The organism is Streptomyces sp. NPDC003042 (assembly GCF_053591315.1).
Genome location: NZ_JBSFTP010000017.1, coordinates 1 through 26,451, shown reverse-complemented (window position 1 = coordinate 26,451; position 26,451 = coordinate 1). Strand labels below are relative to the sequence as shown.

Sequence of the window (26,451 nt, the reverse complement as noted above, 5' to 3'; positions counted from 1 at the left end):
AGGAGACCACTTGAGCCGCGGACGCCCTGGGTGACCGGACTCACGCCCCGTGCCTCCCGGCCGGGCGTCGTGGTCAGGGCCGGCGCGCCGCGGCGGGACGGCGGCGCCAGTCCGTGGCCAGCGCCGGGCCGATCTGGTCGAGGCAGGCCTCGGTCATGCGCCGGATCGAGGCCACGCTGGCATCCTCACCCCGGCCCCAGAGCCGCCCGGTGACCCGCATCACCCCCGAGAACGCGGCGACGGCCACCCGGGGCCGCGGGTCGGCGTCCACGTCGAGACCCTCGCGGTCGGCGATCAGCCGGGAGATCTCGTCCTCCAGCTCGGTGGAGCGCCGCAGGTGGACGGCGAGCAGCGCGGGCGTGGACTCGATCAGACGGTAGCCCCGCATGTACAGCTCGACGGGGACCACCTCGGCGATGGCCTCCTCCACGGTGTCCCAGGCGGCCAGCACCGCGTTGCGCATGGCCTCCAGTGGCCCCTCCTCGGCCGGACGGGCCCGCAGCTCGGCGACGAAGTGCGACTCCATCAGGTCCTGGACGGTGAAGACGACCTCCTCCTTGCTCGCGAAGTAGCGGAAGAAGGTGCGCGGGGAGACGTCCGCGGCGTCGGTGATCTCGTCGACCGTCGTCCGCTCGAAGCCCTGGGAGACGAAGAGGAGGAGGGCGGCGCGCAGCAGCGCGTCCCGGGTGCGCCGCTTCTTGCGTTCGCGCAGCCCGCCGGCCGGCACGGTGGCAGCCGCCGGTCCCAGATCGCTCGTCACCGCGGGCTCCTCTCCGACGCCGGTGCGAGCGGTCAGGCTACCCGCGACCCACCTGACGGCGGCTGTCCGATTGAGCCGTTGGTGGCGCGCCGCCGTCCGCGGGGCGCTCATGGCCGCCCCCCGTCGGTGACTCGTTCGGGGAGACCCGGGACGGTGCGCGGTACCTCCCGGCCGCGCCGCCCGCCGTCACGGAGCGTCAACTCCGTGCCCTCGACCGCGCCGCCGGACGGTTCCCGCCGGGCTGTCGCCTATCAGGGTGGACCCGTCCCAAGGCCCTTCCGCCCGCCCGTCGCCGCAGGTCAGCGTGGTGTCGACGGAGCGCCGGAAACGGTCCGGGGCCTCCGCGTCCACAAGGAGTTGACCCGTCATGCGACACACCCACCGACGAGCGTCGAGCACCGCACGCGTCACCGCACTCGCCGCCGCCGTCCTGGCCGCCACCGCGTTCATCCCGGGCACGGCCACCAGCGCCCGGGCCGCCGGGCCGCCGCCGACCCTGGGGGCCTGCGCCACGGGGCAGCTGTGCCTGTGGGCGAAGGCGGACTTCAAGGGCGCCCGCCACACCCACGAACTCAGCACCCTGGACATCAACAGCTGCACCGCGCTGCCCGCCGGGACCACCGCGCAGTCGCTCACCAACCGGACCGGCCGCCCGGTCACCACCTACCAGTCGGCGGAGTGCGCGGAGACCGGCGAGTTCCAGACCTACCCCGGTGACGGGGTCTGGCTGCCGCAGTCGCCCTACCAGGTGAGGGCCTTCAAGGTGTGGGAGCGGTAGCCGCGGGATGCGGATCGCTCGCGGCCCGCGCCGGGACGCCGGCCGGGTCGCGCAGCCGGGCGACTTCCGCGCGCAGCGCGCGTACCTCCCCGGCGAGTTCTACGAGCGCGGCGGCCTGGGCCCGCTCCGTCCGGTCGTCGCGCTCGAAACGGGAGATGAACCAGGCCGCGATGTTGGCGGTGACCACACCCAGCAGCGCGATCCCGGACAGCATGAGCCCGACCGCCAGCACCCGCCCCAGGCCGGTGGTGGGGGAGTGGTCCCCGTACCCGACCGTCGTCATCGTCGTGAAGCTCCACCAGACGGCGTCGCCGAGATTGCGTATGTTGCCGTCCGGGGCCTCGCGCTCCACGCTCAGCACCGCCAGCGAACCGAACATCATCAGCCCGACCACCGCACCGGCCACGTACGTGGTCAGCCGGATCTGCGGAGCCATCCGGGCCCGTCGGCCCACCAGCAGCAGGGTCGAGACCAGCCGCAGCAGCCGCAGCGGCTGGATGAGCGGCAGCAGTACCGCCGCCAGGTCCAGCCAGTGGGTCCGCAGGAAGACCTTGCGGGCCGGCGACATGGCCAGGCGTACGAGATAGTCGGCGGCGAAGGCCCCCCACACCACCCACTCGGTGACCTTGCACGCCTGGTGCACCGACGCCGTCGCGTCGGGGACGACGATCGGCACGGCGTAGGCGACGGCGAAAGCCACGGCGAGCACGAGCAGCGGAGTCTGTGTCCGCCGCTCCCACCGCGTCTGGCGGGAGGGTTCCTTCATGCCGAGCATCGTAAGGAGTGCGCAGAAGGGAGGCGGCCCCCGGTCCACCGGGGGCCGCCCCACGACTCAGGGACGGCGGGCCGGGGCGAGGCCCGCCGTCGTCGCGTGCCCGCCCGGGTCAGGCGTCAGGCGTCGCCGCCCGCCGGGCCCGGATCCGCCGCGGCCACGTCCAGCAGCTGGTACCGGTCGACGGCCTGCTTCAGCACCGAGCGGTCGATCCTGCCCGCCTTGGCGAGCTCGGTGAGCGTCGCCAGCACCACCGACTGAGCGTCGATGTGGAAGAAGCGCCGCGCCGCGCCGCGGGTGTCCGCGAAGCCGAAGCCGTCGGCGCCCAGCGAGGTGTACGGGCCGGGGATCCACCGCGAGATCTGGTCCGGAACCGCGCACATCCAGTCGGAGACCGCCACGAACGGCCCCTCGGCACCCGACAGCTTGCGCGTCACGTACGGGACGCGCTGCTCCTCCTCCGGGTGGAGCAGGTTGTGCTCCTCCACCGCGACGGCCTCGCGGCGCAGCTCGTTCCACGAGGTCGCCGACCAGACGTCCGCCTTGACGTTCCAGTCCTCGGCCAGGATGCGCTGCGCCTCCAGCGCCCACGGCACCGCCACGCCCGAGGCCATGATCTGCGCCCCGATGGTGCCCGACGTGCCCGCGGACACCCGGTGGATGCCCTTGAGGATCCCGTCCACGTCCACGTCCGCCGGCTCGGCCGGGTGCTGGATCGGCTCGTTGTAGACCGTCAGGTAGTAGAAGACGTCCTCGGCCTCGGGGCCGTACATCCGCCGCAGGCCGTCCTTGACGATGTGCGCGATCTCGTAGCCGTAGGCCGGGTCGTACGCCACGCAGCCCGGGTTGGTCGACGCCAGCAGCTGGGAGTGACCATCGGCGTGCTGAAGGCCCTCACCCGTGAGGGTGGTCCGGCCGGCGGTCGCGCCGAGGACGAAACCGCGCGCCAACTGGTCGGCCATCTGCCAGAACTGGTCACCGGTGCGCTGGAAACCGAACATCGAGTAGAAGACGTAGACCGGGATCAGCGGCTCGCCGTGCGTCGCGTACGCCGAACCGGCCGCGATCAGCGAGGCCGTGCAGCCCGCCTCCGAGATGCCGTCGTGCAGCATCTGGCCGGTCGGGGACTCCTTGTACGCGAGCAGCAGGTCGCGGTCGACCGCCTCGTACTGCTGGCCCAGCGGGTTGTAGATCTTGGCGCTCGGGAAGAAGGCGTCCATGCCGAAGGTGCGGTACTCGTCGGGCGCGATCAGCACGAAGCGCTTGCCGATCTCCTTGTCCCGCATCAGGTCCTTCAGGATGCGGACGAAGGCCATGGTGGTGGCGATCGACTGCTGGCCCGAGCCCTTCTTGGCGGCCGCGTACGCCGTGTCGCCCGGCAGCTGCAGCGGCTTGGCGCGCACCACACGGGTCGGCACGTAGCCGCCCAGGGCGCTGCGCTGGTCGTGCATGTACTGGATCTCGGGGGAGTTCGGGCCCGGGTGGTAGTACGGGGGCGCGCCGTCCTCCAGCTGCTTGTCCGTGACCGGGATGTGCAGGCGGTCGCGGAAGCGCTTGAGGTCGTCGACCGTCAGCTTCTTCATCTGGTGGGTCGCGTTGCGGCCCTCGAAGTTCGGGCCCAGCGTCCAGCCCTTGACCGTCTGCGCCAGGATCACCGTCGGCTGGCCCTTGTGGGCCTTGGCCGCCGCGTAGGCCGCGTAGACCTTCTTGTGGTCGTGACCGCCGCGGCCCAGGTGCTGGATCTGCTGGTCGGTCATGTTCTCGACCATCGCGCGCAGCCGCTGGTCGTCCCCGAAGAAGTGATCGCGGATGTACGCGCCCGATTCGGTGGCGTACGTCTGGAACTGCCCGTCCGGGGTGTTGTTCATCTTGTTGACCAGGATGCCGTCGCGGTCCTGGGCCAGCAGCGGGTCCCAGGAGCGGTCCCAGATCAGCTTGATGACGTTCCAGCCGGCGCCGCGGAACTGAGACTCCAGCTCCTGGATGATCTTGCCGTTCCCGCGCACCGGGCCGTCGAGGCGCTGGAGGTTGCAGTTGACGACGAAGGTCAGGTTGTCCAGGCCCTCGCGGGCGGCGATCGACAGCTGGCCGAGCGACTCCGGCTCGTCCATCTCGCCGTCGCCCAGGTACGCCCAGACGTGGGACTTGGAGGTGTCCGCGATCCCGCGCGCCTCCATGTACCGGTTCATCCGGGCCTGGTAGATCGCGCTGATGGGGCCGAGGCCCATCGAGACGGTCGGGAACTCCCAGAAGTCCGGCATCAGCCGCGGGTGCGGGTAGCTGGACAGGCCGTGCGGGGCCTTCGACTTCTCCTGCCGGAACGCGTCGAGCTGCTGCTCGGAGAGCCGGTCCAGGAGGTAGGCGCGGGCGTAGATACCGGGGGAGGCGTGCCCCTGGAAGAAGATCTGGTCGCCGCCGTCGCCCTCGTCCTTGCCGCGGAAGAAGTGGTTGAAGCCCACGTCGTAGAGGGAGGCGGAGGAGGCGAAGGTGGCGATGTGACCGCCGACGCCGATGCCGGGGCGCTGGGCGCGCGAGACCATGACGGCCGCGTTCCAGCGCGTGGCGTTGAGGACCTTGCGCTCGATCTCCTCGTTGCCGGGGAAGAAGGGCTCGTCCTTGGTGGCGATCGTGTTGACGTAGTCCGTGCTGCGCATCTCCGGCACGGCCACGCGCTTCTCGCGGGCCCGCTCGATCAGCCGCAGCATCAGGTAGCGGGCCCGTTCACGGCCCCGCTCGTCGACGGCGGCGTCCAGGGAGTCGAGCCACTCCTGCGTCTCCTCCGGATCGAAGTCCGGGACCTGGCTCGGCAGGCCGCCAATAATGATCGGATTGCGATCGGATGCGGAAGCCACGCTGTTCCTTCGCTGTCGGGGGAGTCGTGCCTTGGGTCGCCGCCTCCCATCGTCTTACGCTCGGCCGAAATCTTCACCTCTACCACTGGGTAACACCTGGAGCGGCGAACGAGCCGGGGAGCGGGTCGGACCGAACGGCAACCTTACGCCCAAGTCGATCAACCGGTCCGTGAGGCCGTTCGTCCCTCAAACAGGTAGGAAAGTCCTCATGCGATGCCGAATGAGCTGGAATGGTGTGGGATGAATCACCAGAGGTCACCACGGGAAGCCTGAAAGTTGCGGCGAGACGGCCGCAATCGTCACCGTTTCGACGGTCTCGGCGGCCGGGTACTTGCGCGATCCGCCGCGCCCGTGTGGACTACGCCCAATGCTGCGCGTACGCGCGCCGCCGAAAGACATTCACCGAACATGAGCAGGAGGCACCCCGTGAGCGCGACCGCGGACCACGCGGAGAGCCTGGCCGCCCGGCTGGGTTTCCAGTCCGAACAGGTGGTCCAGGAGATCGGCTACGACGAGGACGTCGATCAGGAATTCCGTGAAGCCGTCGAGAGTCACATCGGCAATGACCTCGTGGAAGAGGACTACGACGACGTCGCGGACGCGGTGTTGCTGTGGTTCCGCGACGAGGACGGCGATCTGACGGACGCCCTGGTCGACGCGACCGAGCTGGTCGAGGACGGCGCACTGATCCTGCTGCTGACCCCCAAGACAGGCCGTGACGGTTACGTCGAGGCCAGCGACATCAGCGAGGCCGCCGAGACGGCCGGCCTCTCTCTTGCCAAGGGCCTGCCCGTCGGCAAGCAGTGGACGTCCACCAAGCTGGTGACGCCCAAGGTCGCCAAGTCCAAGCGCTGAGCCGCGCCCCGCAGCCAAGCGGACACGCCCCGCCGACCCGGATCTCACCCGCGGTCGGCGGGGCGTGCGCGTTCAAGGCCCTGACCGCGGGCGCGCGGAACCCCTAGGCTGGCGTCCGGACGGGACTCACCCGAACGGCTCAACGCAGACATGCAGACATGCAGACATGCAGGGATGCAGGGATGCAGGAACGAAGGGATGCACGAGATGGCCATCGAGGTCGGCGACAAGGCACCGGACTTCGAACTCAAGGACAACCACGGCGCCACCGTGCGGCTCTCCGACTTCCGGGGAGAGAAGGCCGTGGTGCTGCTCTTCTACCCCTTCGCCTTCACCGGCGTCTGCACCGGCGAGCTGTGCGAGCTGCGCGACCAGCTGCCCCGCTTCCAGAACAGCGACGTGCAGCTCCTCGCCGTCTCCAACGACTCGGTGCCCACCCTGCGCGTCTTCGGCGAGCAGGAGAACCTCGACTACCCGTTGCTGTCGGACTTCTGGCCGCACGGGGAGACCTCCCGCGCCTACGGAGTCTTCGACGAGGCGAAGGGCTGCGCGGTCCGCGGCACCTTCATCATCGACAAGGACGGCGTCGTGCGCTGGACTGTCGTCAACGGCCTGCCCGACGCGCGTGACCTGAACGAGTACATCAAGGCCCTCGACAGCCTCTGATTCCGTCGCGGCAGACTCCGGGGCGTGCTCCGGGGCAGGTTTCGCATCAAATCCGCTTGTAGGCGGGAACCCGTCACTAGGATCGAAACGTTGATCCGGTAGTAACCGCACGACGGGGCTCCGCCCCACACACATACCAATGGAGGACCCGTGGGAGTCAGCCTCAGCAAGGGCGGCAACGTCTCGCTGACCAAGGCCGCGCCTAACCTGACGGCGGTCATCGTCGGCCTGGGCTGGGACGCTCGCACCACCACCGGTGGTGACTTCGACCTCGACGCCAGCGCGATCCTGACCAACGACCAGGGCAAGGTCGCCAACGACTCGAACTTCGTGTTCTTCAACAACCTGAAGAGCCCGGACGGTTCGGTCGAGCACACCGGTGACAACACCACCGGTGAGGGCGAGGGCGACGACGAGGCCATCAAGGTCAACCTGACCGGTGTCCCGGCCGAGGTCGCCAAGATCGTCTTCCCGGTCTCGATCTACGAGGCCGAGAGCCGCCAGCAGAGCTTCGGCCAGGTCCGCAACGCGTACATCCGCGTCGTGAACCAGGCCGACAACACCGAGCTCGCCCGCTACGACCTCTCCGAGGACGCCTCGACCGAGACCGCCATGGTCTTCGGCGAGCTCTACCGCAACGGCGCGGAGTGGAAGTTCCGCGCCATCGGCCAGGGCTACGCCTCGGGCCTGCGCGGCATCGCGCAGGACTTCGGCGTCAACGTCTGAGTTCCGGAGCCCGTACGTCCGTCCGGCGCCGTGCACTGTGTGTACGGCGCCGGACCGGCTTTGCCACCACCATCACGTCGTCCGGGGAGGACCACATCATGGGCGTCACACTCGCCAAGGGGGGCAACGTCTCCCTGTCCAAGGCCGCACCGAACCTGACCAGGGTTCTGATCGGCCTCGGATGGGACGCGCGCTCGACCACGGGGGCGGATTTCGACCTCGATGCCAGCGCGCTGCTGTGCAACAGCGGCCGGGTGCTCGGGGACGAGTACTTCGTCTTCTACAACAACCTCACGAGCCCCGAGGGATCCGTCGAACACACCGGGGACAACCTCACCGGCGAGGGTGACGGCGACGACGAGTCGCTCATCATCGACCTCACCAAGGTGCCGGCGAATGTGGACAAGATCGTCTTCCCCGTCTCGATCCACGAGGCGGATGCCCGCCGGCAGAGCTTCGGTCAGGTCAGCAACGCGTTCATCCGCGTGGTGAACCAGGCGGACGGCCAGGAACTGGCCCGCTACGACCTTTCCGAGGACGCCTCCAGCGAGACCGCGATGATCTTCGGTGAGGTCTACCGGTACGGCGGCGAATGGAAGTTCCGCGCGGTAGGGCAGGGGTACGCGTCGGGGCTGCGGGGCATCGCTCTAGACTTCGGGGTCAACGTTTCGTAAAGCCGTACTTACACGATGGGGTGCCTGTGGTTCTCAAAACCTTCGGCTGGTCGTTCGCAGTCACTGCGCTCGGTCTGGTCGCAGCGGTGTTCTACGGGGGGTGGACCGCATTCGGGATCGTGGCGATCCTGTCGGTCCTCGAGATCTCGCTGTCTTTCGACAACGCGGTGGTCAACGCCGGAATCCTGAAGAAGATGAATGCCTTCTGGCAGAAGATCTTCCTCACCATCGGTGTCCTCATCGCCGTGTTCGGCATGCGCCTCGTCTTCCCCGTGGTCATCGTCGCGATCAGTGCGAAGCTCGGGCCGATCGAGGCCGTCAAGCTGGCCATGACCGACAAGGACATGTACCAGCAACTGGTCACGGACGCCCACCCGTCCATTGCCGCTTTCGGTGGCATGTTCCTGCTGATGATCTTCCTCGACTTCATTTTCGAGGACCGTGACATCAAGTGGCTCGCGTGGCTCGAGCGCCCGCTCGCCAAGCTCGGCAAGATCGACATGCTGTCGGCGACCGTTGCGCTGATCATCCTGGCCATCACCTCGATGACCTTCGCCGCCAACGCCCACCAGCACGGCGGTGCCCATGTGGACAAGGCGCAGACCGTACTGATCTCCGGCATCCTCGGCCTGATCACCTACATGGTCGTCGGCGGTCTCTCCGGCTACTTCGAGAACAAGCTGGAGGAAGAGGAGGAGGCCGAACACGAGGCGGAGGAAGAGGCCAAGAAGAGGGGCAAGCCCGTCTCGGCCGTCGCCATGGCCGGCAAGGCCGCGTTCTTCATGTTCCTCTACCTCGAAGTCCTCGACGCCTCCTTCTCCTTCGATGGAGTCATCGGCGCCTTCGCCATTACCAACGACATCGTGATCATGGCCCTCGGCCTCGGTATCGGTGCCATGTACGTCCGGTCGCTGACGGTCTACCTGGTCCGCCAGGGCACCCTCGACGACTACGTCTACCTGGAGCACGGCGCGCACTACGCCATCGGCGCGCTCGCCGTGATCCTGCTCGTCACCATCCAGTACGAGATCCACGAGCTCATCACCGGCCTCATCGGCGTCGCGCTCATCGGATGGTCCTTCTGGTCCTCCCTGCGCCGTAACAAGCGGCTGGAACTGGAGGGTGCCGCCGCCGAGGCCTGACCTCGGCGGTAGAGCGGAACGCTTCCACCGCGGGGCGGCCGGGCGGGTCCACGGACCCGGCGGGCCGCCCCGTTTCCGTACGGGTGGGCCGGGGGAACGTACGGGTGGGCCGGGGAACGGGACGAGGGGGCAGGGGACATGGGGTTCTTCGACGGGATCAGGGGCGCTCGCGCCATGCGGTTCGACTCGGGCAACGCCTCGTCGAACGCCATCGAGCTGACCAGGCGTCATCCGACGGTCTCGCTCACCAAACAGCAGGCGGTGCACGGCAACCTGCGCGTGAACCTCTCCTGGCGGATGCGGACCTCCGACATAGGAGGCCGGTCCTCCGGCCAGAGCGGCCAGCTGTTGCGGCACCCGTTCAAGCTGTTCAAGCCCGACATGGTGCAGGCGCACACCCAGGGCATGGTCAACGTCGACCTCGACATGGGCTGTCTCTACGAGTTGACCGACGGCACCCGGGGCGTCGTACAGCCCCTGGGGAACCTGCTCGGCGACATCAACGACCCGCCGTACGTCAAGCTCAGCGGGGACGACCGGTTCGGCTCGGCGTCCGGAGAGACCCTCTACGTCAACCTCGACCACGCCGGCGACATCAAGCGGCTGCTCGTCTTCGTCTACATCTACGACCAGACCCCGGCCTTCGACCGCACCCACGCCCTGGTGACCCTCTTCCCGGTCACCGGGCCGCGGATCGAGATCCCGCTCGACGAGCGGCAGCCGCAGGCGCGCTCCTGCGCGGTCGTCTCCCTGGAGAACGTCAAGGGGGAGCTGATCGTCCGCCGCGAGGTGAAGTTCGTCTACGGGTTCCAGGCGGAGCTGGACCGGCTGTACGGCTGGGGGCTCCAGTGGGGCCGGGGCTACAAGAGCACCAAGGCCTGACCGGAGCCCGTCGAGGATGTCCTGCCCCGAAACCGGTTCAGCGGCGGATGAACTGCGGGCCCTGCACCGGCAGCCGGAAGGCCGGGTCGCCGCCCGGAGCCGGCACCGGGACGGACGACACCGGCTGCGGGTACCCGTAGGCGGGCTGGACGGCCGGCGGGGCCTGGGTGGGCGGTGCGGGCGGCGTGGGCGGTGCGGCCACCGGCGGGCTCATGGCGGCGGTCTGCTCGGCGGTGGGCCCCGCCGTGCCGCCACCGGGGGCACCGGAGGCCGCTGCCTCGTCGGCGCTGCTCTCGTCCACGGAGATCCCGTGGTCGATCGCCAGCCCCACCAGCCCGTTCGAGTAGCCCTCGCCGAGCGCGCGGAACTTCCACGACTCGCCCCGGCGGTACAGCTCCCCGCAGATCAGCGCCGTCTCGGCGCCCGTCTCCGGCCGTACGTCGAAATGGGCGAGCGGCTCCGGGCCGGCGCCCGCGGTGGCGTCGTACAGCAGGATCCGCAGGTCCCGGACCTGCTCGAAGGCCACGTCCTCCGCGGACGCCACCACCAGGATCCGGTCCACCACGGCGGGCACCGTGCGCAGATCCGCCTGGACGGCGTCGGTGACTCCCTCGCCCAGCTGCTTCTTGCCCAGTCTCCACACGGACCCCGAGGGGTGCCGGGGCTGGTTGTAGAACACGAAGTCCTCGTCCGAGCGCACGCGCCCGTCCGCGCCGACGAGCAGCGCCGAGGCGTCCACGTCCGGTACCTCGGGCCCGGTGGTCCAGCGCAGCACCGCCCGGACGGCCGCGGGGGCCACCGGGATGTTCGAGCCCTTCTGCATCGCGTGCGTCATGCCCGTCATCCTGCCCTCCCGGCCCCGACCAGGACAATGCGGCCCCCCGTAGGGCCTTGTACCGAACGCGAGAGCTGGGCATGGTGCAGGAGGGTTACCTGAACTTCATGTGCTCGAGGAACTCTCGACTCGTATTCGTACGTACTATTACCGGCCACGCCAGTTGGGCCGCCGAGGCAGTACGGGGGAAGCACATGCGTCACTTCGGGCACATATCGCCCACTGTCCGCAAGGACCTCTTCCACCAGGAGCCGGCGGAATTCACTCTCGCCTCCCCCGCCCGCACGCTGGCCGCCGCGCTCGGAGCGACCCTCTACAGCCCGGCCACCCGGCCGAGCCTGGCCGCCGACATTCGCAAGCAGGCCGGCCGCGGAGTCGTCTCCATGGTCCTCTGCCTGGAGGATTCCATCAGCGACGCCGATGTCCTGGACGGCGAGGAGAACCTCGTCCGGCAGTTCGCGGCCCTCGACGCCGACGGCGACAGCGGCGCCGAACTGCCGCTGCTGTTCATCCGCATTCGCACGCCTGAGCAGATATCCGACCTCGTGCACCGGCTCGGCGGCTCGGTACGGCACCTGGCCGGATTCGTACTGCCGAAGTTCACCGAAAGTCGCGGGACCGCCTTCCTCGACGCCGTCGCCGAGGCTGAAAACGCCGCCGGCCTCGCCCGGCTGTATGCCATGCCCGTCCTGGAAACCCCCGAGCTGCTCCACCTCGAAACCCGGGTCGAGACCCTCGCCGGCATCTCGCGCACCGTCAACCGCTACCGCGAGCGCGTCCTGGCCCTGCGGCTCGGCGTCACCGACTTCTGCTCCGCGTACGGACTGCGCCGCACCCCGGACATGACCGCCTACGACGTCCAGATCGTGGCCGGAGTGATCGCCGACGTGGTCAACGTCCTCAGCCGCGCCGACGGGACCGGCTTCACCGTCACCGGCCCCGTCTGGGAGTACTTCCGCAGCCAGCAGCGCCTCTTCAAGCCCCAGCTGCGCCGCAGCCCGTTCCTGGAGGAGGGCGTGGAGGAGCTGCGCACCGCGCTGATCGAGCACGACCTCGACGGGCTGCTGCGCGAGATCGAACTCGACCGGGCCAACGGGCTGCTGGGCAAGACCTGCATCCACCCCGCCCACGTCACGCCCGTGCACGCGCTGTCCGTGGTCTCCCACGAGGAGTTCAGCGACGCGCAGGACATCCTGCGCCCCGAGCGCGACGGTGGCGGAGTGATGCGTTCCGCCTACACGAACAAGATGAACGAAGTGAAGCCCCACCGGGCCTGGGCCGAGCGCACCATGCGGCGCGCCGAGGCCTTCGGTGTGGCGAAGGAGGAGGTCGGCTTCGTCGACCTCCTCACGGCCGGACTCCAGGTGTGAGCGGGCCGGTGACGAACAGGAAGGGCAAGACGATCGACGAGGTGTGGTCAGGAACCTGGGTAGCGGACCGGCTGGGCGTCAGCCTCCAGGAGGCGGACGCGGCGGGCTCCCCACGGCTCGCGGACCTGCTCGGACTCGCGCTGCGGCGCAACCCCAAGCGGGCCCACCTGCTGGTCTCGCGGGTCCTGGGCAAGCACGTCCCGCAGTCCCCGGCGGTCGTCCGCGCCGCGGGCCACGGCCTCGGCGAGCGGGTACGGGCGCTGCTCGGCGAGGAGGCGGCAGCCCGCGCCGTGGTCCTCGGGTACGCCGAGACCGCGACCGGCCTCGGCCACTGCGTGGCCGACGGCCTCGCCGCCGCCCCCTACCTGCACTCCACGCGCCGGCCCGTGCCGGGCGTCGAGCCCGCCGGGGGCTTCGAGGAGGCCCACTCCCACGCCACCTCGCACCTGCTGCTGCCCGAGGACCCGAAGCTGCTCGCGGGCAGTGGGCCGCTCGTCCTCGTCGACGACGAGTTCTCCACCGGCAACACGGTCCTGAACACCATCCGCGACCTGCACGTCCGCCACCCCCGCGACCACTACGTGGTCGTCGCCCTCGTGGACATGCGCTCCCCGGCCGACCGCGACCGGCTCACCGCCTTCGCCGCCGACCTCGGTGCCCGGGTGGACCTCATCGCTCTGGCCTCGGGCACGGTCTCGCTCCCGGACGGCGTCCTGGCCAAGGGCCAGGCCCTGGTCGAGGAGTACGAAAAGCACGCTGCCCAAAACCAGCCCCGCCACGGCGTATCCCCGGACGGAGTCCGGGGCGAAGCCCCGGCAGACGACCCGCAGCCGTTCACGCGCGTCGCGCTCGACTGGCCCGCGGGGCTGCCGGACGGCGGTCGCCACGGCTTCACCCCCGCCCACCGCGCACAGCTGGACGCGGCCCTCCCGGCCATGGCCCAACGGCTCGCGGCAGCGCTCGGCACGGACCCCGGACGGGTCCTCGTACTCGGCAACGAGGAGCTGATGTACGCGCCGCTGCGCCTCGCGCTGGCCCTGGAGGAGTCCGGGGCGGCCGCCGAGGTGCGGTTCTCGACCACGACCCGCTCACCCGTGCTGGCCGTCGACGACCCCGGCTACGCCATCCGCACCCGGCTCGTCTTCCCCGCCCACGACGCCCCGGCCGACGGCCCGGGACACCGGTACGCCTACAACGTCGCCGCCACGGCCGGACAGGGCTTCGACACCGTCGTCGCCGTCGTCGACTCGCCCGGGGACACCCCCGAGCTGCGTACGGGCCTCCTGGACGCCCTCGCCCCGCACACCGGCCGGGTCCTGCTGGCCGTCGTACCGTCCTACGTACCCGCAGCGCCCGACCTGGCCGACGCACCCGACCGGCAGGAGCCGACCATGCCCGAGCCGAGTACCCGCGAACCGCTGCGGGGCCCCGACTTCTCCTCGTACGCCCCCCAGGACGTCGGCTGGCTGCTCCAGGACTTCTCCGACGTCGAGCTGGAGGCCCCGACCGAGGAGCGCGAGGAGGCCATCCAGGCGGGCGGCGCGCACTACGCCGAGTCCCTGCCCGTGGAGTACCAGCCGTCCGAGCGCTACCAGGAGCTCTACCAGAGCGCGCTGACCGCCTCCGCGGCCCGCGTGGCCCGGGCGGTCGGGGTGGTCACGGAGACCGTCCTCGCCGAGCGGTCCCCTTCCCCGGTCCTGGTCTCCCTGGCCCGCGCCGGCACCCCCGTCGGCGTGCTGATGCGCCGCTGGGCACAGCTGCGGCACGGCCTGGACCTGCCGCACTACGCCGTCTCCATCGTGCGCGGCCGGGGCATCGACGCCAACGCCCTGCGCTGGCTGGCCGCCCACCACGACCCCGCCGACGTCGTGTTCGTGGACGGCTGGACCGGCAAGGGCGCCATCACGCGCGAGCTGACCGCCGCCCTGCGCGAGTTCGAGGGCTTCAACCCGGACATCGTGGTGCTCGCCGACCCGGGTTCCTGCGTGCCCACCTACGGCACCCGCGAGGACTTCCTGATCCCCTCCGCCTGCCTGAACTCCACCGTCTCCGGACTGATCTCGCGTACGGTGCTCAGGTCTGACCTGGTCGGGCCCGCCGATTTCCACGGTGCGAAGTTCTACCGCGAGCTTGCCGGAGCCGATGTCTCCGTCGGCTTCGTCGACGCCGTCGCCGCCCGCTTCGGCGAGGTCACCGACGCCGTCGACGCCGACGTCAAGGAGCTGCTCGCGGCCGACCGCACCCCCACCTGGGTGGGCTGGGCGGCGGTGGAGCGGATCAGCGAGGAGTACGGCATCCACGACGTGAACCTCGTCAAGCCCGGCGTCGGCGAGACGACGCGGGTGCTGCTGCGCCGCGTGCCCTGGAAGATCCTGGCCCGGCGCGGTGCCGGGGCCGACCTGGACCACGTACGCCTGCTCGCGGAGCAGCGCGGGGTGCCGGTCGAGGAGGTCGACGGGCTGCCGTACACGTGTGTAGGACTCATTCACCCCCGCTTCACGCGCGGCGCCACGGGCGCCGACGGAAAGGCTGTGGCCGCCAAGTGACCGTCCTCGTAGCCAGTGACCTCGACCGCACGCTCATCTACTCGGCCGCCGCCCTCGGCCTGACCATGCCCGACCCGGTGGCCCCGCGGCTGCTGTGCGTGGAGGTGCACGAGAGCAAGCCGCTGTCGTACATGACGGAGACCGCGGCGGGACTGCTGGCGGAGCTGGCCGCAGACCCGTCGGTGGTCTTCGTCCCCACGACGACGCGTACCCGCAAGCAGTACCAGCGGATCCGCTTCCCCGGCCGCCCGGCCGGGTACGCGATCTGTGCCAACGGCGGGCAGCTGCTGGTGGACGGCGTGCCGGACCGGGACTGGCGGCGCCAGGTCGCGGCGCGGCTCGCGCAGGAGTGCGCCGCGCTGGACGAGGTGTACGCGCACCTGCTGGCGACGGCGGACCCGGCGTGGCTGCGCAAGGCCCGGGTGGCGGAGGACCTGTTCACCTACCTGGTCGTGGAGCGGGCGCTGGTCCCCGACGAGTGGCTGAAGTCCCTGACGGAATGGTCCGAGGCCCGCGGCTGGACGATCTCGCTCCAGGGCCGCAAGATCTACGCCGTCCCGCGCCCGCTGACCAAGAGCGCGGCGATGCGGGAGGTGGCGGAGCGTACGGGAGCCACACTGACCCTGGCCGCGGGCGATTCCCTCCTGGACGCCGACCTGCTGCTGGCGGCGGACCGGTCGTGGCGTCCGGGGCACGGGGAGCTCGCCGAGGCCCGGTGGACGGGGCCGTCGGTGACGGCCCTGACGACGGCCGGAGTGCTGGCGGGTGAGGAAATAGTCCGCGAATTCGGGCGTGCGGTTGCGACACTGACCGCATGACCAAGGGCAACAGCACCAAGATCACTGACGAGCTCTACCAGTACGTCCTCGCGCACAACCCTCCGCTGGACCCGGTCCAGCGGAGGCTGGTGGCGACGACGTACGAGAAGTTCCCGGACTCGGCGGGCATGCAGTCGGCGGAGGAGCAGGGGCCGCTGCTGGCCTTCCTGGTCCGGCTGACGGGCGCGCGGCACATCGTGGAGGTGGGCACCTTCACCGGCTTCTCGTCGCTGTCCATGGCCCAGGCCATGCCGGCGGACGGCCGGCTGATCGCCTGCGACGTGTCGCAGGAGTGGACGGCGTACGCGCGTGAGGCGTGGGAGGCGGCGGGGGTCGCGGACCGCATCGACCTGCGGATCGCGCCCGCGATCGACACGCTCCGCGCGATGCCGGCCGAGGAGCACATCGACATGGCCTACGTGGACGCGGACAAGCAGAGCCAGATCGCGTACTGGGAGGAGCTCGTGCCGAGGATGCGTCCGGGCGGCCTGATCGTCACGGACAACACGCTGTTCCACGGCACGGTGCTCGACGCGTCGGCGGGCGGCACGGGGGCGAGTGTCCACGCGTTCAACGAACACGTCGCGGCGGACACCCGCATGGAGTCCGTGCTGCTGGCGATCTCGGACGGACTCACCCTCTCCCGCAAGCGCTGACCGGCTACCCGCAGCCCCCTCCGCCGCAGCAGCCCCCGCCGCCGCCCATCGAGGGCGCGGGCGCGGGGGCGCTGCCGGCGCCGCCCACGGCGACGGCGGAGAGCAGCTTGACGGTGTCGGCGTGCCCGGCGGGGCAGTCGGCGGGCGCCGACGACTGGGCCATCGGCCGGCTGACCTCAAAGGTGTCGTCGCAGGTCCGGCAGCGGTATTCGTAACGAGGCATGCGGCCCAGGCTATGCCGCCGGGAGGTGTACGGCTATCCCCGGGGCCGGGACACACCGCCGGCCGGCTACGGGCGGTGCCCCCTCCTGGAGCGGGCCCGCTGCTCCCGGGCCGCCTGTTCGGGGTGGCGCGCGCGCCAGTACGGGTTGTCGTGCGGGAGGGCGCTGCCCACGCGCCCGTACATCCCGAACCACATCAGCATCACGCCGACGACGAAGCTGAAGAGGACGTTGGGCATCCTGAAGGCCAGGAAGTTCAGCCCCGTGTCCAGCAGCGCCAGATTCACGAACCCGCTCGCGATGAACAGCAGACCCAGCACGATGTTGAGGCTCGACGCGAAGTTCCCGCCGACGACCATCCCGTAGAGCAGCAGCAGGCCCACCAGGATCGACAGGACGCTCAGCGCCCCGTTGGTGTTCAGCCCGAGGACCGTGTCGCCGCCCGTGTCGAAGAACCCGATCCGGTCGACCAGCCCCAGGACCCCGAACACCACGAGCAGCAGCCCGGTCAGCCCGGCCCCCACCCGGTACACCTTGCTGAGCTTGTGGTCCACCGGCAGATGCTCGTCGAGCCGGGCGCCGAGCGGCTGGAGCGGCCGGCGGATGCGTCGCGCCATACCGCCCTCCTCTGTCTCGGGCCGTATCTCCCTCCCAGGATCCGCCGCCCCGCGAACCGCGACAAGTCAGCCGCTACGGGACAGCCCTCAGCCCTGGCCGCGCTCCGCCCGGATCTCGTTCACCACCCGGTTCACGGCACGGCGTACGTCCTCCATCTCCAGGAGGAACGCCCAGTAGTCCGGATGCCGCCCCTCCAACGCCGCCAGCGCCCGCTCCACCCGTGCCACCGCCGCGTCCAGCGGCCGTGCGTGCCGGGGATCGGGCACACTGCGCCCCGCCATCGCGAGGCGCTGCGCGTCCCGGATCGCGAACCGGGTCCGCTGCACCTGGGCCTGCGGGTCCCGCGCCACCGCCTCCAGCCGGTCCAGCCGGTCCCGCGCAGCCGACACCGCCTCGTCCACCGCGTCCAGGGAAGCCCGTACCGCCTCGATCAGCGTCCCCACGTCCGACCAGCGCTGCTCGTTCCGCGCCCGGGCGGCCTCCCCGAGCCGGTCCTGCGCCCGCGCGACCTCCTGTATCGCCTCGTCCGGGACTTGGTGGAGGTCCTGCCAGCACGCCGCGGTGAAGCGCCGACGCAGCTCGCTGAGCACCGGATCCACCCGCTCCGCCCGGTTGCGCAGAGCCTGCGCCCGGGTCCGCAGGCTCACCAGACGCCGGTCGATCTCCGCCGCCCGCTCCGGCAGCCGCTCCGCGTCCGCCCGTACGGCCTCCGCGTCGCGCAGGATCCGGTCGGCGCGCTGCACCGTCGCCTGCACCCCGTGGAGCGCGGCGCCCTGGTTCAGCATGGTCAGCTCCGGCCCCAGCGCCGCCAGCCGCGCCGCCAGGTCATCGGCCCGCATCCCCTTGGCCCGTACGGCATCCAGCGCCTCGCTCGCCGCCAGCAGCGCCGCCCTCGCCCGTTCCCGGGCCGGCGCGACCAACGCGAGCTGCGTCTCCGCCTTGTCCAGCAGCGGCTGCAACCCCTGCGCGAACCGCTCCAGCTCCCCCTTGACCCGCACCAGCTCGTCCCGCGCCCGGGTCAGCTGCTCCCGCGCCTGCGCGGCGACGGAGCCCTCCAGGTCCACCCGGTCCAGGTCGTGCGCGTCGACCGCCTCGATGTACACGTGGCTGACCTGGTCGATGCGCCGCCCGAGCGCGGCGAACCCCTCGGTGGCCTGCCGCCCGGCGGGCGAGGCGTCCGCCGCCGCGATCGTCTCGATCGAGATCCGCAGATCCCGTTGCGCCGTGTCCAGCTCGTAGAAAGCCGCCGCGGCGGCATCCTTCGCCGCCTGCGCGTCGGCCCGCCGACTCTCGTCCCGCCCCCCGAACCACCGCCGGGATGCCGTCGTCACATTCCCTCTCCCGCGCCGTGTCCGCCATGCCCCGGTCCATTCTCCCCCACGGGACCTCGTTTGCGTGGGGGGTGCGCTCTGCATGTACCCTGTTCACTCATCCACGGGTGCGTAGCTCAGGGGTAGAGCGCTGCTCTTACAAAGCAGATGTCGGCGGTTCGAAACCGTCCGCGCCCACCAGCACGAAGACCCCCGACCAGCAATGGTCGGGGGTCTTTCGCGTCCAGACCTGACATCAAACGTTCGGCGATCCGTCGTGCGGACAACGGGACTTGGGAACTGCCGGAAGGAGTTCGCAGCCGCGTACGCCGGGGCGCCGGGGCCGCGTGTCGCGCGGTGCGGGGGTCGGGATGAGACTGGGATGAGGTGGGGCTTTCCGAGATCCCGCGCTTTCCGAGATCCCGCAGCGGATCGGCCATGGAGGACTCATGACGGCAACGACCCGGAACGACGCTCCCGTCGCCATCGAAGGCGGCGGTGTGGAGCTGCGCATGAAGGAAATCGGCGGAGACATGACAGTCGCGTTCGTGCGGTTTCCCCAGGGTACGGACATGGGCCCGGCCGTAAAGGGCCTGCCTGATGATTTGTGTCAGTGCCCCCACTGGGGATACCTGGTCAAGGGGCGGCTGAAGATGCGGACGAAAGAGGGGGAAGAGACCTACGAGGCGGGGCAGGCCTTCTACTGGCCGCCCGGGCACGTTCCCGAAGCGCTCGAGGACTGCGAGTACATGGACTTCTCGCCGACGAAGGAGTTCAACGAGGTGATCGAGCACATCAAGTCGCAGGCGGGGTGACTCACGGGGTGACTCTTGTCCGCACGCACGGCTTCCAGCGGACAGACCCCCGGCCTGGTCAGGGGCGGGGGTCTGTTGGCTGCAGGGGTGGTTCAGGAGTTGGGGCGCTTGCCGTGGTTGGCCTTCTTCTTCTTGCGGGCGCGCTTCTTGTTTCCTCGCTTGGCCATGGTCTGAGCCTCCCTCATTCCGGACATTCAGTGCCTTCGTCAGTCTAGGTTCGGTCCGTCGCGTCCGCATCAGAAGCGGCTGTCACGCCGTCGGTTCAGTAAGGGACTTGGGGTGTGGGTCGGGGTTTTGCGGGCTTGAGGGCGGGGAACCTCGGCTCGGGGGTGGTGGGGATGGCAGGGGCAGTGGAGTGGCTGGGGATGGCCGGGGCGGCCGGGGTGCTCGTCGTCGGCGCGGTCGTGTTCGTGAGGATGGCCACTGAGAGGTTCGACCGGCGCAGGGAGGCGGAACGGGCGCGGCTGCTGTCCGGGATCGGCGCCGAAGCGGACGTCCCGCGCCAGCGGCAGGCGGCGACCCCGGGACTCGTGGACGCCGGGGCCAACCAGCCGGGGGTGGCGGAACTGGGAGACCGGCGGGACGACTTCACCCCGATCCTCGTCGAGTACTACGCCTACGGACTGACGCAGGCGCGCAGCAGCTTCGCGACGAGCCAGCTTTTCGCGGGGGTCGGCGCCGCGATCCTGCTCTTCGGGGTCGGGCTGGCGGTGTGGAAGGCGGAGAGCACCGGGGACGCGTACATCGGCGTCGTGACCGGCTCCGTCGGCATCGTCGTCACCCTCGTCGGGCAGCTCTTCCACCGGCGGGCCGACATCGCCCTGCGGCACATGGCCGCCCAGACCGCCTCCCTGCGGGAGGACCGGCGGGCCGCCGAGAGCACGCAGCAGGCGATCGGGCTGCTGGAGGAGGTCGCCGACCCGGTGCTGCGGGCGCGGCTGCAGGCGGGCCTGATCATGAAATTGTCCGGGGCCGAGCTGCCCCAGTAGCGCCATAGTGGAGATATGTGCCGTTCCATTAAGACCCTGCGCCCGCCCGCCATCCCCGAGAAGGCCACCGAGGAGGACATCCGCGCGGCCGCCCTCCAGTACGTACGGAAGGTGTCGGGCTTCCGTGTCCCGGCCGAGCACAACCGGGAGGTGTTCGACGCCGCGGTGGACGCCGTGGCCGAGGCGACCCGGCTGCTGCTCGACGGGGTGCAGGTACGGGGAGCCGGGTCGCATCGGACGCGGACAGCGGCCTCCGCCGTGTGACGGCGGGGCCGTCTGTGCCCGGTCAGCCGGCCGATGCCGAGCGGCGGCGCAGCAGCCAGATGCCGGTGCCGAGCGCGCCCACGGCGAGCGCCCCGCCGATGGCGATCTGGGCGGGGCTCATCGTGCCGGCACTGCCGCCCAGGCCGCCGCGCGCGGCGCCGGGGGAGACCTGGAGGGCGACGGTGACGCGTTGGCCGCCGGGGCCGCCGCACTCGAAGGTGACGGGGTGCGAGCCGGCGCCGGCGTTGCGGTGGACGGTGGCGGCGCCGAAGAGGTTGGTCGCCTCCAGATTGCCCGGGGTCAGCCAGACGTCGCCGAAGGCGCGGGAGGAGGCCCTGCCGGTCTTGGTGCCGCAGCCCGTGATGTTGAGGCTGACCCGGCTGCCGGGGGCGACGGTAGTGGGGGACACGGTGGCGACGGGGGCGGCGGAGGCGAGCGTGACGGGGGAGACGGCCGCGACGATGAGTGTCGCGGCCGCGACCCCGGTGAGGCGGTGCCGGTTTCGTGTGGGGGACATGGAGAGAACTCCTCGGGCTCCTCGAAACGGCGCGGCCGGTTGCACGCCGTGCTTGGACGCTAGAAGCCCGGGCGGGGCGCGGCGATCGCTGCCGGGTGAACGGGTGACGGGATGCCCCGCCCGGCCTAGTCCTCTGCGGAGCTCGCGGCGGTCGGGCGGTCCCTTGGGGCCACGGGGCCGGCCGTACGAATGCCCGCCCGCGCGCGGCCTCTGACCGGGGGTGGCCCCGATCGGGGTGCGGCGTGTCGTTCTTCCGAGCGCGGGGCGCGTCCCAGAGGCCGGAGGCGTGGCGAACGGCGGCGTGACGGTGGGCCGTGGGGCGGGAGCGGGCCGGCCTGACGGTGGCCCGGGGCAGTGCGGGCGGGATCGGGCCGTCCCGCCTGCCGGCGCCGAACGGCGGCATCCCGTCGAGGGGAAGGGGATCGCGCTTCTTCCGGCAGGCGTTGGCGGAGGTCCTGGGCGGGCTCCAGGGACCGCCCGGGGCAGTGGGGACGCGGACGGGGGGCGGGCCGTCCCACCGGGGGGTGCCGGAGAGGCTGTCTGGCGGTGCTGGACGCTGTGGTGGGGCCAGGGGACTGCTCGGACGGGGCCTTCGGCGGCGCTGGTGGAGACCGGGGGCGGGTATGGGCCGACCGGGTGGAGGCCGTTATGTGGCGGGGGTCGGGGTGGGGAGGGGGCGGCGGATGAGGAAGGCTGCCAGGGAGCCCGCCGCGAAGAGGGCGATCAGCGAGACCGCCGTGCCGAGCCAGGTCGTGCCCAGCCACTGGGTGCCGAAGTAGCCCAGGGCCACGCTGTAGCCGGCCCAGGTCATGCCCGCCAGCACCGACCAGGGCAGGAACTCCTTGATCTTGCGCTGCGTCTTGCCCGCGCCCAGGGAGACCACCGAGCGGCCGGCCGGGGCGAAGCGGGCGATGACCACCAGGGCGCCGCCGCCGCGGGCCAGGGCCGTGCCCAGGCGTTCGTGGGCCCGAGTCAGGCGGCGCGAGCGGGCGATGGCGCGGTCCAGCCGGGCTCCGCCCCGCCGGGCCAGCCGGTACGCGGCCATGTCACCCAGCACCGAGGCCGTCGTGGCGATGACCAGCAGCGCCATGATGTCCGGCACCTGCGCGGGCACCGGCGCGCCGGCGGCGGCCGCCGCGGCCGCCGCGGCGGTGATGACCAGGACCCCGCTCGGCAGGACAGGCAGGAACACGTCGAGGACGACGGACACCGCCACCACGACGTAGATCCAGGGGCTCGTGGTCAGCGACCCCAGAGTCTCAAGCAAGCGGGACTCCCCAGTCCGAAGCGCCGCAACGTCGCGGGGAGCGGCAGGGGCGGCTGACAGCCATACAGCGTACGCCCGGCACAGCTGCCTTGAAGCCCCGGGGCCACCCGAATCGCCCCAGGACCCCGCGGCGCTCGCGCCCGGAGCTACTCCGCTCCGGTGAGGTCCCGGTCCAGCACCGTCACCAGTCGCGCCCCCGACCGGTGTTTGTGGGCCTGCTCCAGCCGCAGCCGGGCCGTCCGGCCCGCCAGAGCCAGCGTCATCAGCTGGTTGCCGAACCACGGTCCACCCGTACGCCGCCAGCTCAACGGGGGTCGGCCCGTGCGGCCGTGCCGTGAGAAGCCGCGCCCCAGCCACCGGCCCAGCCGCGACCAGCCCAGCCGGAAACCGAGCTTGACCGCCGTGTGGATGGAGTTGTGCACGGGCGAGCAGGTCAGCTGGAACACCCGGGCCGTGCTGGGTATTCGGGGCTCGGCCACATACGCGTGATGCACATCCCCCGACAGGACGCACACGGTCGCCGGCGCCCTCGGTCCCGTCCCCACCTCCTCGATGAGGTCACTGAGCGCTACGAACGAACCCGGGAAAGCCGCCCAGTGCTCCAGATCGCTGCGCCGCCGCAGGTTCTCCCCGATCCGCGCCCACCGGGGCCCCCGCTCTCCTCGGCACAGCGCGGCATTCCACACCTCCGCGTCATGGATGAGATGCGGCATGAGCCACGGCAGCGAGGAGCCGATCAGCAGATGGTCGTAACCGCCGTGCCCCGCCAGCGCGTTCTCCCGGAGCCAGAGCTGTTCCGCCGGATCGAGCATGGCCCGCTCGTCCTCGGCGAGAACCCGCGCCGACCGGGTGTCCACCATCAGCAGCCGTGACCGGCCGAAGTCCCGCCGGTAGCTCCAGCGCACCGAAGCCGGATCGGCATCCGCCTCGGCCGCGAAGGCGCGCAGCGCGTCCGTACCGTCCGGGGTGTCCCGCACCGCCGCGTACAGCTCGTCCGCCGCCAGCTCGGCGGGCGAGAGATTGCCCAAGTGCTGGTACACCCAGTACGACATCAGTCCGCTGAGCACCCGCTCGGGCCACCACGGCGTCGCCCGCATTTCCGCCAGCCACGCGGCGCTGGTGTTCCAGTCGTCGATGACATCGTGGTCGTCGAACATGTGCAGGCTCGGTACGGTCGACAGCAGCCAGCGGATCTCGGGGTCGAGCCAGGACTCGTAGTAGAGCCGGGTGTACTCCTCGTAGTCCGCGACCTGCGCGCCCGGCGCCTCCCGCAGATCCCGGCGGGCCGCGAGCCACTGCCGGGTCTCCCGCGACAGCTGGTCGGCGTACACCTGGTCCCCGAGCAGCAGCAGGACGTCGGGCCGGATCGCCTCGGGGTCTTCGGCCAGCCGCGCCGCGAGGGTGTCGAGGGCGTCGGCGCCGTGCGGCCCGTGCCGGCCGGCGGGCGGCGCGGCCTGCCGGCAGGACCCGAACGTGATCCGCACCTCGGGAGCGGGCCGCCCGGGGCCGCCCCCCACCGCCGGGGTGCTGATGGTGCTCGGTGGGAAGCCGCCGTCGGCCGCCGGCCATACGAGGACGCCGTCGAGCAGTACCTCGTAGGCCGTGGTCGTGCCCGGGGTCAGGCCGGTGACCGGAACCAGCGCGTAGTGGTGACCGGCTATCTGGAAGGTGCGGACGCTCCCGCCGGACCCGTCGGCGCACCGCACCTCGACCGTGCACGGGCGGGTCGCCTCGACCCATATCGTGGCGGAGCCACCCGTGTCCCAGTCGACATAGCGCAGCAGCGGCCCCAGTCGCAGTCCGGCCATCCAACTCCCCCTCCTCCATCTTCTCTTGGATCACGGTACGTGGTGGAGGGGGAGCCCCGCCTCCCCCTGGCGGGGGAGAAAAGGGCGGGTCAGCAGGCGTTCAGGACGTTCACCAGGGCCGTCTTCTCGGCGGAGTCCATGCTCAGGCCCCAGTACTGCTTCACGTGGACCCACATGCGGGCGTACGTGCAGCGGTAGGCGGTCCGCGGCGGCTGCCATTCGGCGGGGTCGAGGTCGCTCTTGGCCTGGTTGACGTTGTCGGTGACCGCGATGAGCTGGGGGCGGGTGAGGTCGTTGGCGAACTGCTGGCGCTTGCTGGTGGTCCACGAGGAGGCGCCCGAGCGCCAGGCCTCGGCGAGGGCGACGACGTGGTCGATGTCGAGGTCGGAGGCGAGGGTCCAGGTGGCGCCGTCGTACTCGGAATACCAGCTTCCGCTCACTGCGGCGCAGGAGGAGTCCTGTACGACGTTCACTCCGTCCCGCTTGAGGACGGTCTCGCGGGTGTTGCAGGTGCCGGAGACGGTGCTCCAGTGCGGAAACAGGTCGCGGCTGTAGCCGGTGCTGGAGCCTTCGGCCCTCGGCGTCACCGTGGCCAGGTAGGACCGGGCCGACGCGGCGCTGATGGGGGTGGGCGGGGCGGCCTGGGCGGCCGGGGCGTTCACGAGCGAGGTGAGGGAGGCGAGCGCGACTGCTGACGCGAGCACGCCAAGTCGACGCGCGTAGACGGTGGGTATGGATGCCATGGGGGGCTCCCTGGGTGCGGGGGTGTGGCCGTGCCGCCCCGGTGGGGGCGTGGCCATGGTGTCGGCGCCAGGTTTCGCGGGGATGGGCGCCAGGTGACAGCGTGGCGACATGGGCACGTCACATCAAGACGTGCAACCACCTCTGCGCAAATGGAGGTTGGTATTCCGCAGGCGCGGGAAAGGGAGCGGAGGGCTGCGGTCGGCGGCGAAGCGGGCGATGCCCGGACCAACGGCCCCTTCGGGACACCCGCGGGCGTCGCGTATTCTGGGCGGAGCAGAAGGGGAGTAGCTCTTCGCCGGACCGTCGACATACTGCTGGGTCACACCAGCCGGCGCCCGGAGGCAGGTCGCGAGAGCGGTCGGCCAGCGAGACCTTCGGCCGCAGTGTCCTGTCCGCGTGACGCGCGCAAGCGCATCACGCGTTTACGCAACCCAGGGCGCCGCCGAGCCGAAGCGACCCCTGACACACCCCAGGTCTCTCGGTACCGATGGCGTCCTGCCCGACCGATAGAGGTTCCGCCCCGTGTTCAGCTTCAGCGTCATGGCCATCGCCTTCGGCGTCGTCTTCCTCGCAGAACTCCCCGACAAGACGGCCCTCGCCGGCCTGATGCTCGGTACCCGCTACCGAGCCTCGTACGTCTTCGTGGGCGTCGCCGCCGCCTTCGCCGTGCACGTGGCCCTCGCCATCGCCGCGGGCAGCGTGCTCACGCTGCTTCCCCACCGGCTCGTCCAATTCGTCGTCGGAGTGCTGTTCCTCGCGGGCGCGGCCATGCTGCTCCTGAAGAAGAACGACGAGGACGAGGAGGTCAAGCCGCCGGCCGACCAGTCCTTCTGGAAGGTCTCCGGGGCGGGCTTCATGCTGATCCTGGTGGCCGAGTTCGGAGATCTGACGCAGATCATGACCGCCAATCTCGCGGCGCGGTACGACAACCCGGTCTCCGTCGGCCTCGGCGCCGTGCTCGCCCTGTGGGCGGTCGCGGGCATCGGCATCCTGGGCGGGCGCACGCTCATGAAGTACGTACCGCTGGCGCTGATCACCAAGATCGCGGCCGCCGTCATGGGGGCGCTGGCCGTGTTCTCGCTCTACGAGGCCATCGCGGGCTGAGCGGACGGGGGCCGGGGCCCGGCCCTGGCCGGTCGGTCCTGGCGGTCGGGCCCCGGGTCCGGGCCGCTCACGAAGCCGACCGGCGCGCGGCCGGCCCACTACGCGTCGTCCCCGACGCGGACGCGCCTTCCTGCGGCCCCGCCGGCACGCCGGACAGCGGTGCGACCACGTCGAGCACCGCGTCCCCGTGCGTGGCGGCCTCCGCGCGCGGGGACGCGGAGGCGCCGACCCGGGACGCGAGATCCGACGCCCTCGCCGCATCGCGCGCTCCGCACACGATGTCGTGCCCCGCCTCCGCCGAGCCCGCCCCCAGCGCCTCGGCCATGGCGACCCGCCACTCAGGCGGGACTTTTACGACACCGGCCCGGGTCGTGTCGTCAAAGTCCCTCCTGGCCGGTGGGGCCTGGCACGCACGCTCATCCCCCAGCCTCCGGCCGGGGGGACCCCCAGGTTGTCGTCGGT

28 protein-coding genes and 1 tRNA gene are annotated in these 26,451 nt (G+C 71.1%); 16 read left to right on the top strand and 13 right to left on the bottom strand.

Going from position 1 to position 26,451, the window contains the following annotated elements; translation table 11 throughout:
* Window positions 1-73 precede the first annotated feature (73 nt).
* On the bottom strand, window positions 74-760 hold the full coding sequence (locus tag ACWDYJ_RS12310; RefSeq protein ID WP_451565446.1) for a TetR family transcriptional regulator: 687 nt from the start codon (window positions 758-760) through the stop codon (window positions 74-76).
* A gap of 367 nt (window positions 761-1,127) precedes the next feature.
* Between ACWDYJ_RS12310 and ACWDYJ_RS12305 the strand changes: the two genes are divergently transcribed.
* A complete protein-coding gene (locus ACWDYJ_RS12305; protein ID WP_451565445.1) occupies window positions 1,128-1,538 on the top strand; it encodes a peptidase inhibitor family I36 protein in 411 nt (136 codons plus the stop codon).
* Here ACWDYJ_RS12305 and ACWDYJ_RS12300 read toward each other — a convergent pair.
* Both ACWDYJ_RS12300 and aceE read right to left on the bottom strand, forming a co-directional pair.
* Window positions 1,519-2,304 carry a potassium channel family protein gene (locus ACWDYJ_RS12300; protein ID WP_451565444.1) on the bottom strand — a complete coding sequence of 262 codons (786 nt, stop codon included), beginning with the start codon at window positions 2,302-2,304 and terminating at the stop codon, window positions 1,519-1,521. The two genes, ACWDYJ_RS12305 and ACWDYJ_RS12300, sit on opposite strands and share 20 nt — an antisense overlap.
* Before the next feature lie 125 nt (window positions 2,305-2,429).
* The gene (gene aceE, locus ACWDYJ_RS12295; protein WP_451565443.1) at window positions 2,430-5,162 is read right to left on the bottom strand and encodes a pyruvate dehydrogenase (acetyl-transferring), homodimeric type; all 2,733 of its coding nucleotides are present in this window, start codon (window positions 5,160-5,162) and stop codon (window positions 2,430-2,432) included.
* A 426-nt stretch (window positions 5,163-5,588) separates the two neighbouring features.
* Here aceE and ACWDYJ_RS12290 point away from each other — a divergent pair, with 426 nt between their 5' ends.
* The 6 genes from ACWDYJ_RS12290 (at window position 5,589) to ACWDYJ_RS12265 (ending at window position 10,107) form a co-directional block, all read left to right on the top strand.
* The gene (locus ACWDYJ_RS12290) at window positions 5,589-6,017 is read left to right on the top strand and encodes a DUF3052 domain-containing protein (RefSeq protein ID WP_451565442.1); all 429 of its coding nucleotides are present in this window, start codon (window positions 5,589-5,591) and stop codon (window positions 6,015-6,017) included.
* 207 nt (window positions 6,018-6,224) lie between these two features.
* Window positions 6,225-6,683, top strand: coding sequence for a peroxiredoxin (locus tag ACWDYJ_RS12285; protein ID WP_451565512.1), 459 nt, complete (start codon window positions 6,225-6,227; stop codon window positions 6,681-6,683).
* A gap of 150 nt (window positions 6,684-6,833) precedes the next feature.
* Entirely contained in the window at window positions 6,834-7,409 is a 576-nt protein-coding gene (locus ACWDYJ_RS12280; protein ID WP_451565441.1) for a TerD family protein, read from the top strand.
* Window positions 7,410-7,507: 98 nt separating this feature from the next.
* Complete coding sequence (locus tag ACWDYJ_RS12275; RefSeq protein ID WP_451565440.1) at window positions 7,508-8,083, top strand: TerD family protein; 576 nt, start codon at window positions 7,508-7,510, stop codon at window positions 8,081-8,083.
* 26 nt (window positions 8,084-8,109) lie between these two features.
* A complete protein-coding gene (locus ACWDYJ_RS12270; protein WP_451565439.1) occupies window positions 8,110-9,225 on the top strand; it encodes a DUF475 domain-containing protein in 1,116 nt (371 codons plus the stop codon).
* A gap of 138 nt (window positions 9,226-9,363) precedes the next feature.
* Window positions 9,364-10,107, top strand: coding sequence for a TerD family protein (locus ACWDYJ_RS12265; RefSeq protein WP_451565438.1), 744 nt, complete (start codon window positions 9,364-9,366; stop codon window positions 10,105-10,107).
* A gap of 37 nt (window positions 10,108-10,144) precedes the next feature.
* Here ACWDYJ_RS12265 and ACWDYJ_RS12260 read toward each other — a convergent pair whose 3' ends face one another.
* Entirely contained in the window at window positions 10,145-10,942 is a 798-nt protein-coding gene (locus ACWDYJ_RS12260) for a TerD family protein (RefSeq protein ID WP_451565437.1), read from the bottom strand.
* Between the two features lie 194 nt (window positions 10,943-11,136).
* Here ACWDYJ_RS12260 and ACWDYJ_RS12255 point away from each other — a divergent pair, with 194 nt between their 5' ends.
* From ACWDYJ_RS12255 to ACWDYJ_RS12240, 4 genes are read left to right on the top strand one after another with little or no spacing between them, the layout of a single operon-like run.
* A complete protein-coding gene (locus tag ACWDYJ_RS12255; RefSeq protein ID WP_451565436.1) occupies window positions 11,137-12,312 on the top strand; it encodes an HpcH/HpaI aldolase/citrate lyase family protein in 1,176 nt (391 codons plus the stop codon).
* A 32-nt stretch (window positions 12,313-12,344) separates the two neighbouring features.
* Entirely contained in the window at window positions 12,345-14,858 is a 2,514-nt protein-coding gene (locus tag ACWDYJ_RS12250) for a phosphoribosyltransferase (RefSeq protein WP_451565511.1), read from the top strand.
* Window positions 14,855-15,676, top strand: coding sequence for an HAD family hydrolase (locus ACWDYJ_RS12245; RefSeq protein ID WP_451565435.1), 822 nt, complete (start codon window positions 14,855-14,857; stop codon window positions 15,674-15,676). Before ACWDYJ_RS12250 ends, ACWDYJ_RS12245 begins: the two co-directional genes overlap by 4 nt.
* On the top strand, window positions 15,673-16,332 hold the full coding sequence (locus tag ACWDYJ_RS12240) for an O-methyltransferase (protein WP_451565434.1): 660 nt from the start codon (window positions 15,673-15,675) through the stop codon (window positions 16,330-16,332). Before ACWDYJ_RS12245 ends, ACWDYJ_RS12240 begins: the two co-directional genes overlap by 4 nt.
* 4 nt (window positions 16,333-16,336) lie before the next feature.
* Here the strand turns inward: ACWDYJ_RS12240 and ACWDYJ_RS12235 are convergent, their stop codons facing one another.
* The 3 genes from ACWDYJ_RS12235 to ACWDYJ_RS12225 form a co-directional block, all read right to left on the bottom strand.
* A complete protein-coding gene (locus ACWDYJ_RS12235; protein WP_451565433.1) occupies window positions 16,337-16,555 on the bottom strand; it encodes an FmdB family zinc ribbon protein in 219 nt (72 codons plus the stop codon).
* A gap of 66 nt (window positions 16,556-16,621) precedes the next feature.
* Complete coding sequence (locus tag ACWDYJ_RS12230; protein ID WP_451565432.1) at window positions 16,622-17,170, bottom strand: DUF4383 domain-containing protein; 549 nt, start codon at window positions 17,168-17,170, stop codon at window positions 16,622-16,624.
* Window positions 17,171-17,257: 87 nt separating this feature from the next.
* The gene (locus ACWDYJ_RS12225) at window positions 17,258-18,502 is read right to left on the bottom strand and encodes a hypothetical protein (RefSeq protein ID WP_451565431.1); all 1,245 of its coding nucleotides are present in this window, start codon (window positions 18,500-18,502) and stop codon (window positions 17,258-17,260) included.
* A 105-nt stretch (window positions 18,503-18,607) separates the two neighbouring features.
* On the opposite strand from ACWDYJ_RS12225, the gene ACWDYJ_RS12220 reads away from it, so the two are divergent.
* Together ACWDYJ_RS12220 and ACWDYJ_RS12215 are read left to right on the top strand one after the other, a co-directional pair.
* A tRNA-Val gene (locus tag ACWDYJ_RS12220) sits at window positions 18,608-18,682 on the top strand.
* A gap of 248 nt (window positions 18,683-18,930) precedes the next feature.
* Window positions 18,931-19,296, top strand: a complete 366-nt coding sequence (locus ACWDYJ_RS12215) for a hypothetical protein (RefSeq protein WP_451565430.1) — start codon at window positions 18,931-18,933, stop codon at window positions 19,294-19,296.
* Window positions 19,297-19,388: 92 nt separating this feature from the next.
* Here ACWDYJ_RS12215 and ACWDYJ_RS12210 read toward each other — a convergent pair whose 3' ends face one another.
* A complete protein-coding gene (locus tag ACWDYJ_RS12210) occupies window positions 19,389-19,463 on the bottom strand; it encodes a 50S ribosomal protein bL37 (RefSeq protein ID WP_383947182.1) in 75 nt (24 codons plus the stop codon).
* A gap of 171 nt (window positions 19,464-19,634) precedes the next feature.
* Between ACWDYJ_RS12210 and ACWDYJ_RS12205 the strand changes: the two genes are divergently transcribed.
* Window positions 19,635-20,285 carry a TRADD-N-associated membrane domain-containing protein gene (locus ACWDYJ_RS12205; RefSeq protein ID WP_451565429.1) on the top strand — a complete coding sequence of 217 codons (651 nt, stop codon included), beginning with the start codon at window positions 19,635-19,637 and terminating at the stop codon, window positions 20,283-20,285.
* Between the two features lie 15 nt (window positions 20,286-20,300).
* Entirely contained in the window at window positions 20,301-20,549 is a 249-nt protein-coding gene (locus ACWDYJ_RS12200) for a DUF2277 domain-containing protein (RefSeq protein ID WP_451565428.1), read from the top strand.
* A gap of 22 nt (window positions 20,550-20,571) precedes the next feature.
* Here ACWDYJ_RS12200 and ACWDYJ_RS12195 read toward each other — a convergent pair whose 3' ends face one another.
* The 4 genes from ACWDYJ_RS12195 to ACWDYJ_RS12180 form a co-directional block, all read right to left on the bottom strand.
* The gene (locus tag ACWDYJ_RS12195; RefSeq protein ID WP_451565427.1) at window positions 20,572-21,066 is read right to left on the bottom strand and encodes a hypothetical protein; all 495 of its coding nucleotides are present in this window, start codon (window positions 21,064-21,066) and stop codon (window positions 20,572-20,574) included.
* A 646-nt stretch (window positions 21,067-21,712) separates the two neighbouring features.
* Window positions 21,713-22,333 carry a DedA family protein gene (locus ACWDYJ_RS12190; protein ID WP_451565426.1) on the bottom strand — a complete coding sequence of 207 codons (621 nt, stop codon included), beginning with the start codon at window positions 22,331-22,333 and terminating at the stop codon, window positions 21,713-21,715.
* A gap of 146 nt (window positions 22,334-22,479) precedes the next feature.
* Complete coding sequence (locus ACWDYJ_RS12185; RefSeq protein WP_451565425.1) at window positions 22,480-24,141, bottom strand: DUF7800 domain-containing protein; 1,662 nt, start codon at window positions 24,139-24,141, stop codon at window positions 22,480-22,482.
* Between the two features lie 89 nt (window positions 24,142-24,230).
* Window positions 24,231-24,884, bottom strand: a complete 654-nt coding sequence (locus ACWDYJ_RS12180) for an HNH endonuclease family protein (protein ID WP_451565424.1) — start codon at window positions 24,882-24,884, stop codon at window positions 24,231-24,233.
* A gap of 523 nt (window positions 24,885-25,407) precedes the next feature.
* Between ACWDYJ_RS12180 and ACWDYJ_RS12175 the strand changes: the two genes are divergently transcribed.
* A complete protein-coding gene (locus ACWDYJ_RS12175) occupies window positions 25,408-25,989 on the top strand; it encodes a TMEM165/GDT1 family protein (RefSeq protein ID WP_451565423.1) in 582 nt (193 codons plus the stop codon).
* A gap of 67 nt (window positions 25,990-26,056) precedes the next feature.
* Here ACWDYJ_RS12175 and ACWDYJ_RS12170 read toward each other — a convergent pair whose 3' ends face one another.
* Window positions 26,057-26,314 carry an NAD(P)-binding domain-containing protein gene (locus ACWDYJ_RS12170; protein WP_451565422.1) on the bottom strand — a complete coding sequence of 86 codons (258 nt, stop codon included), beginning with the start codon at window positions 26,312-26,314 and terminating at the stop codon, window positions 26,057-26,059.
* Window positions 26,315-26,451: the final 137 nt, after the last annotated feature.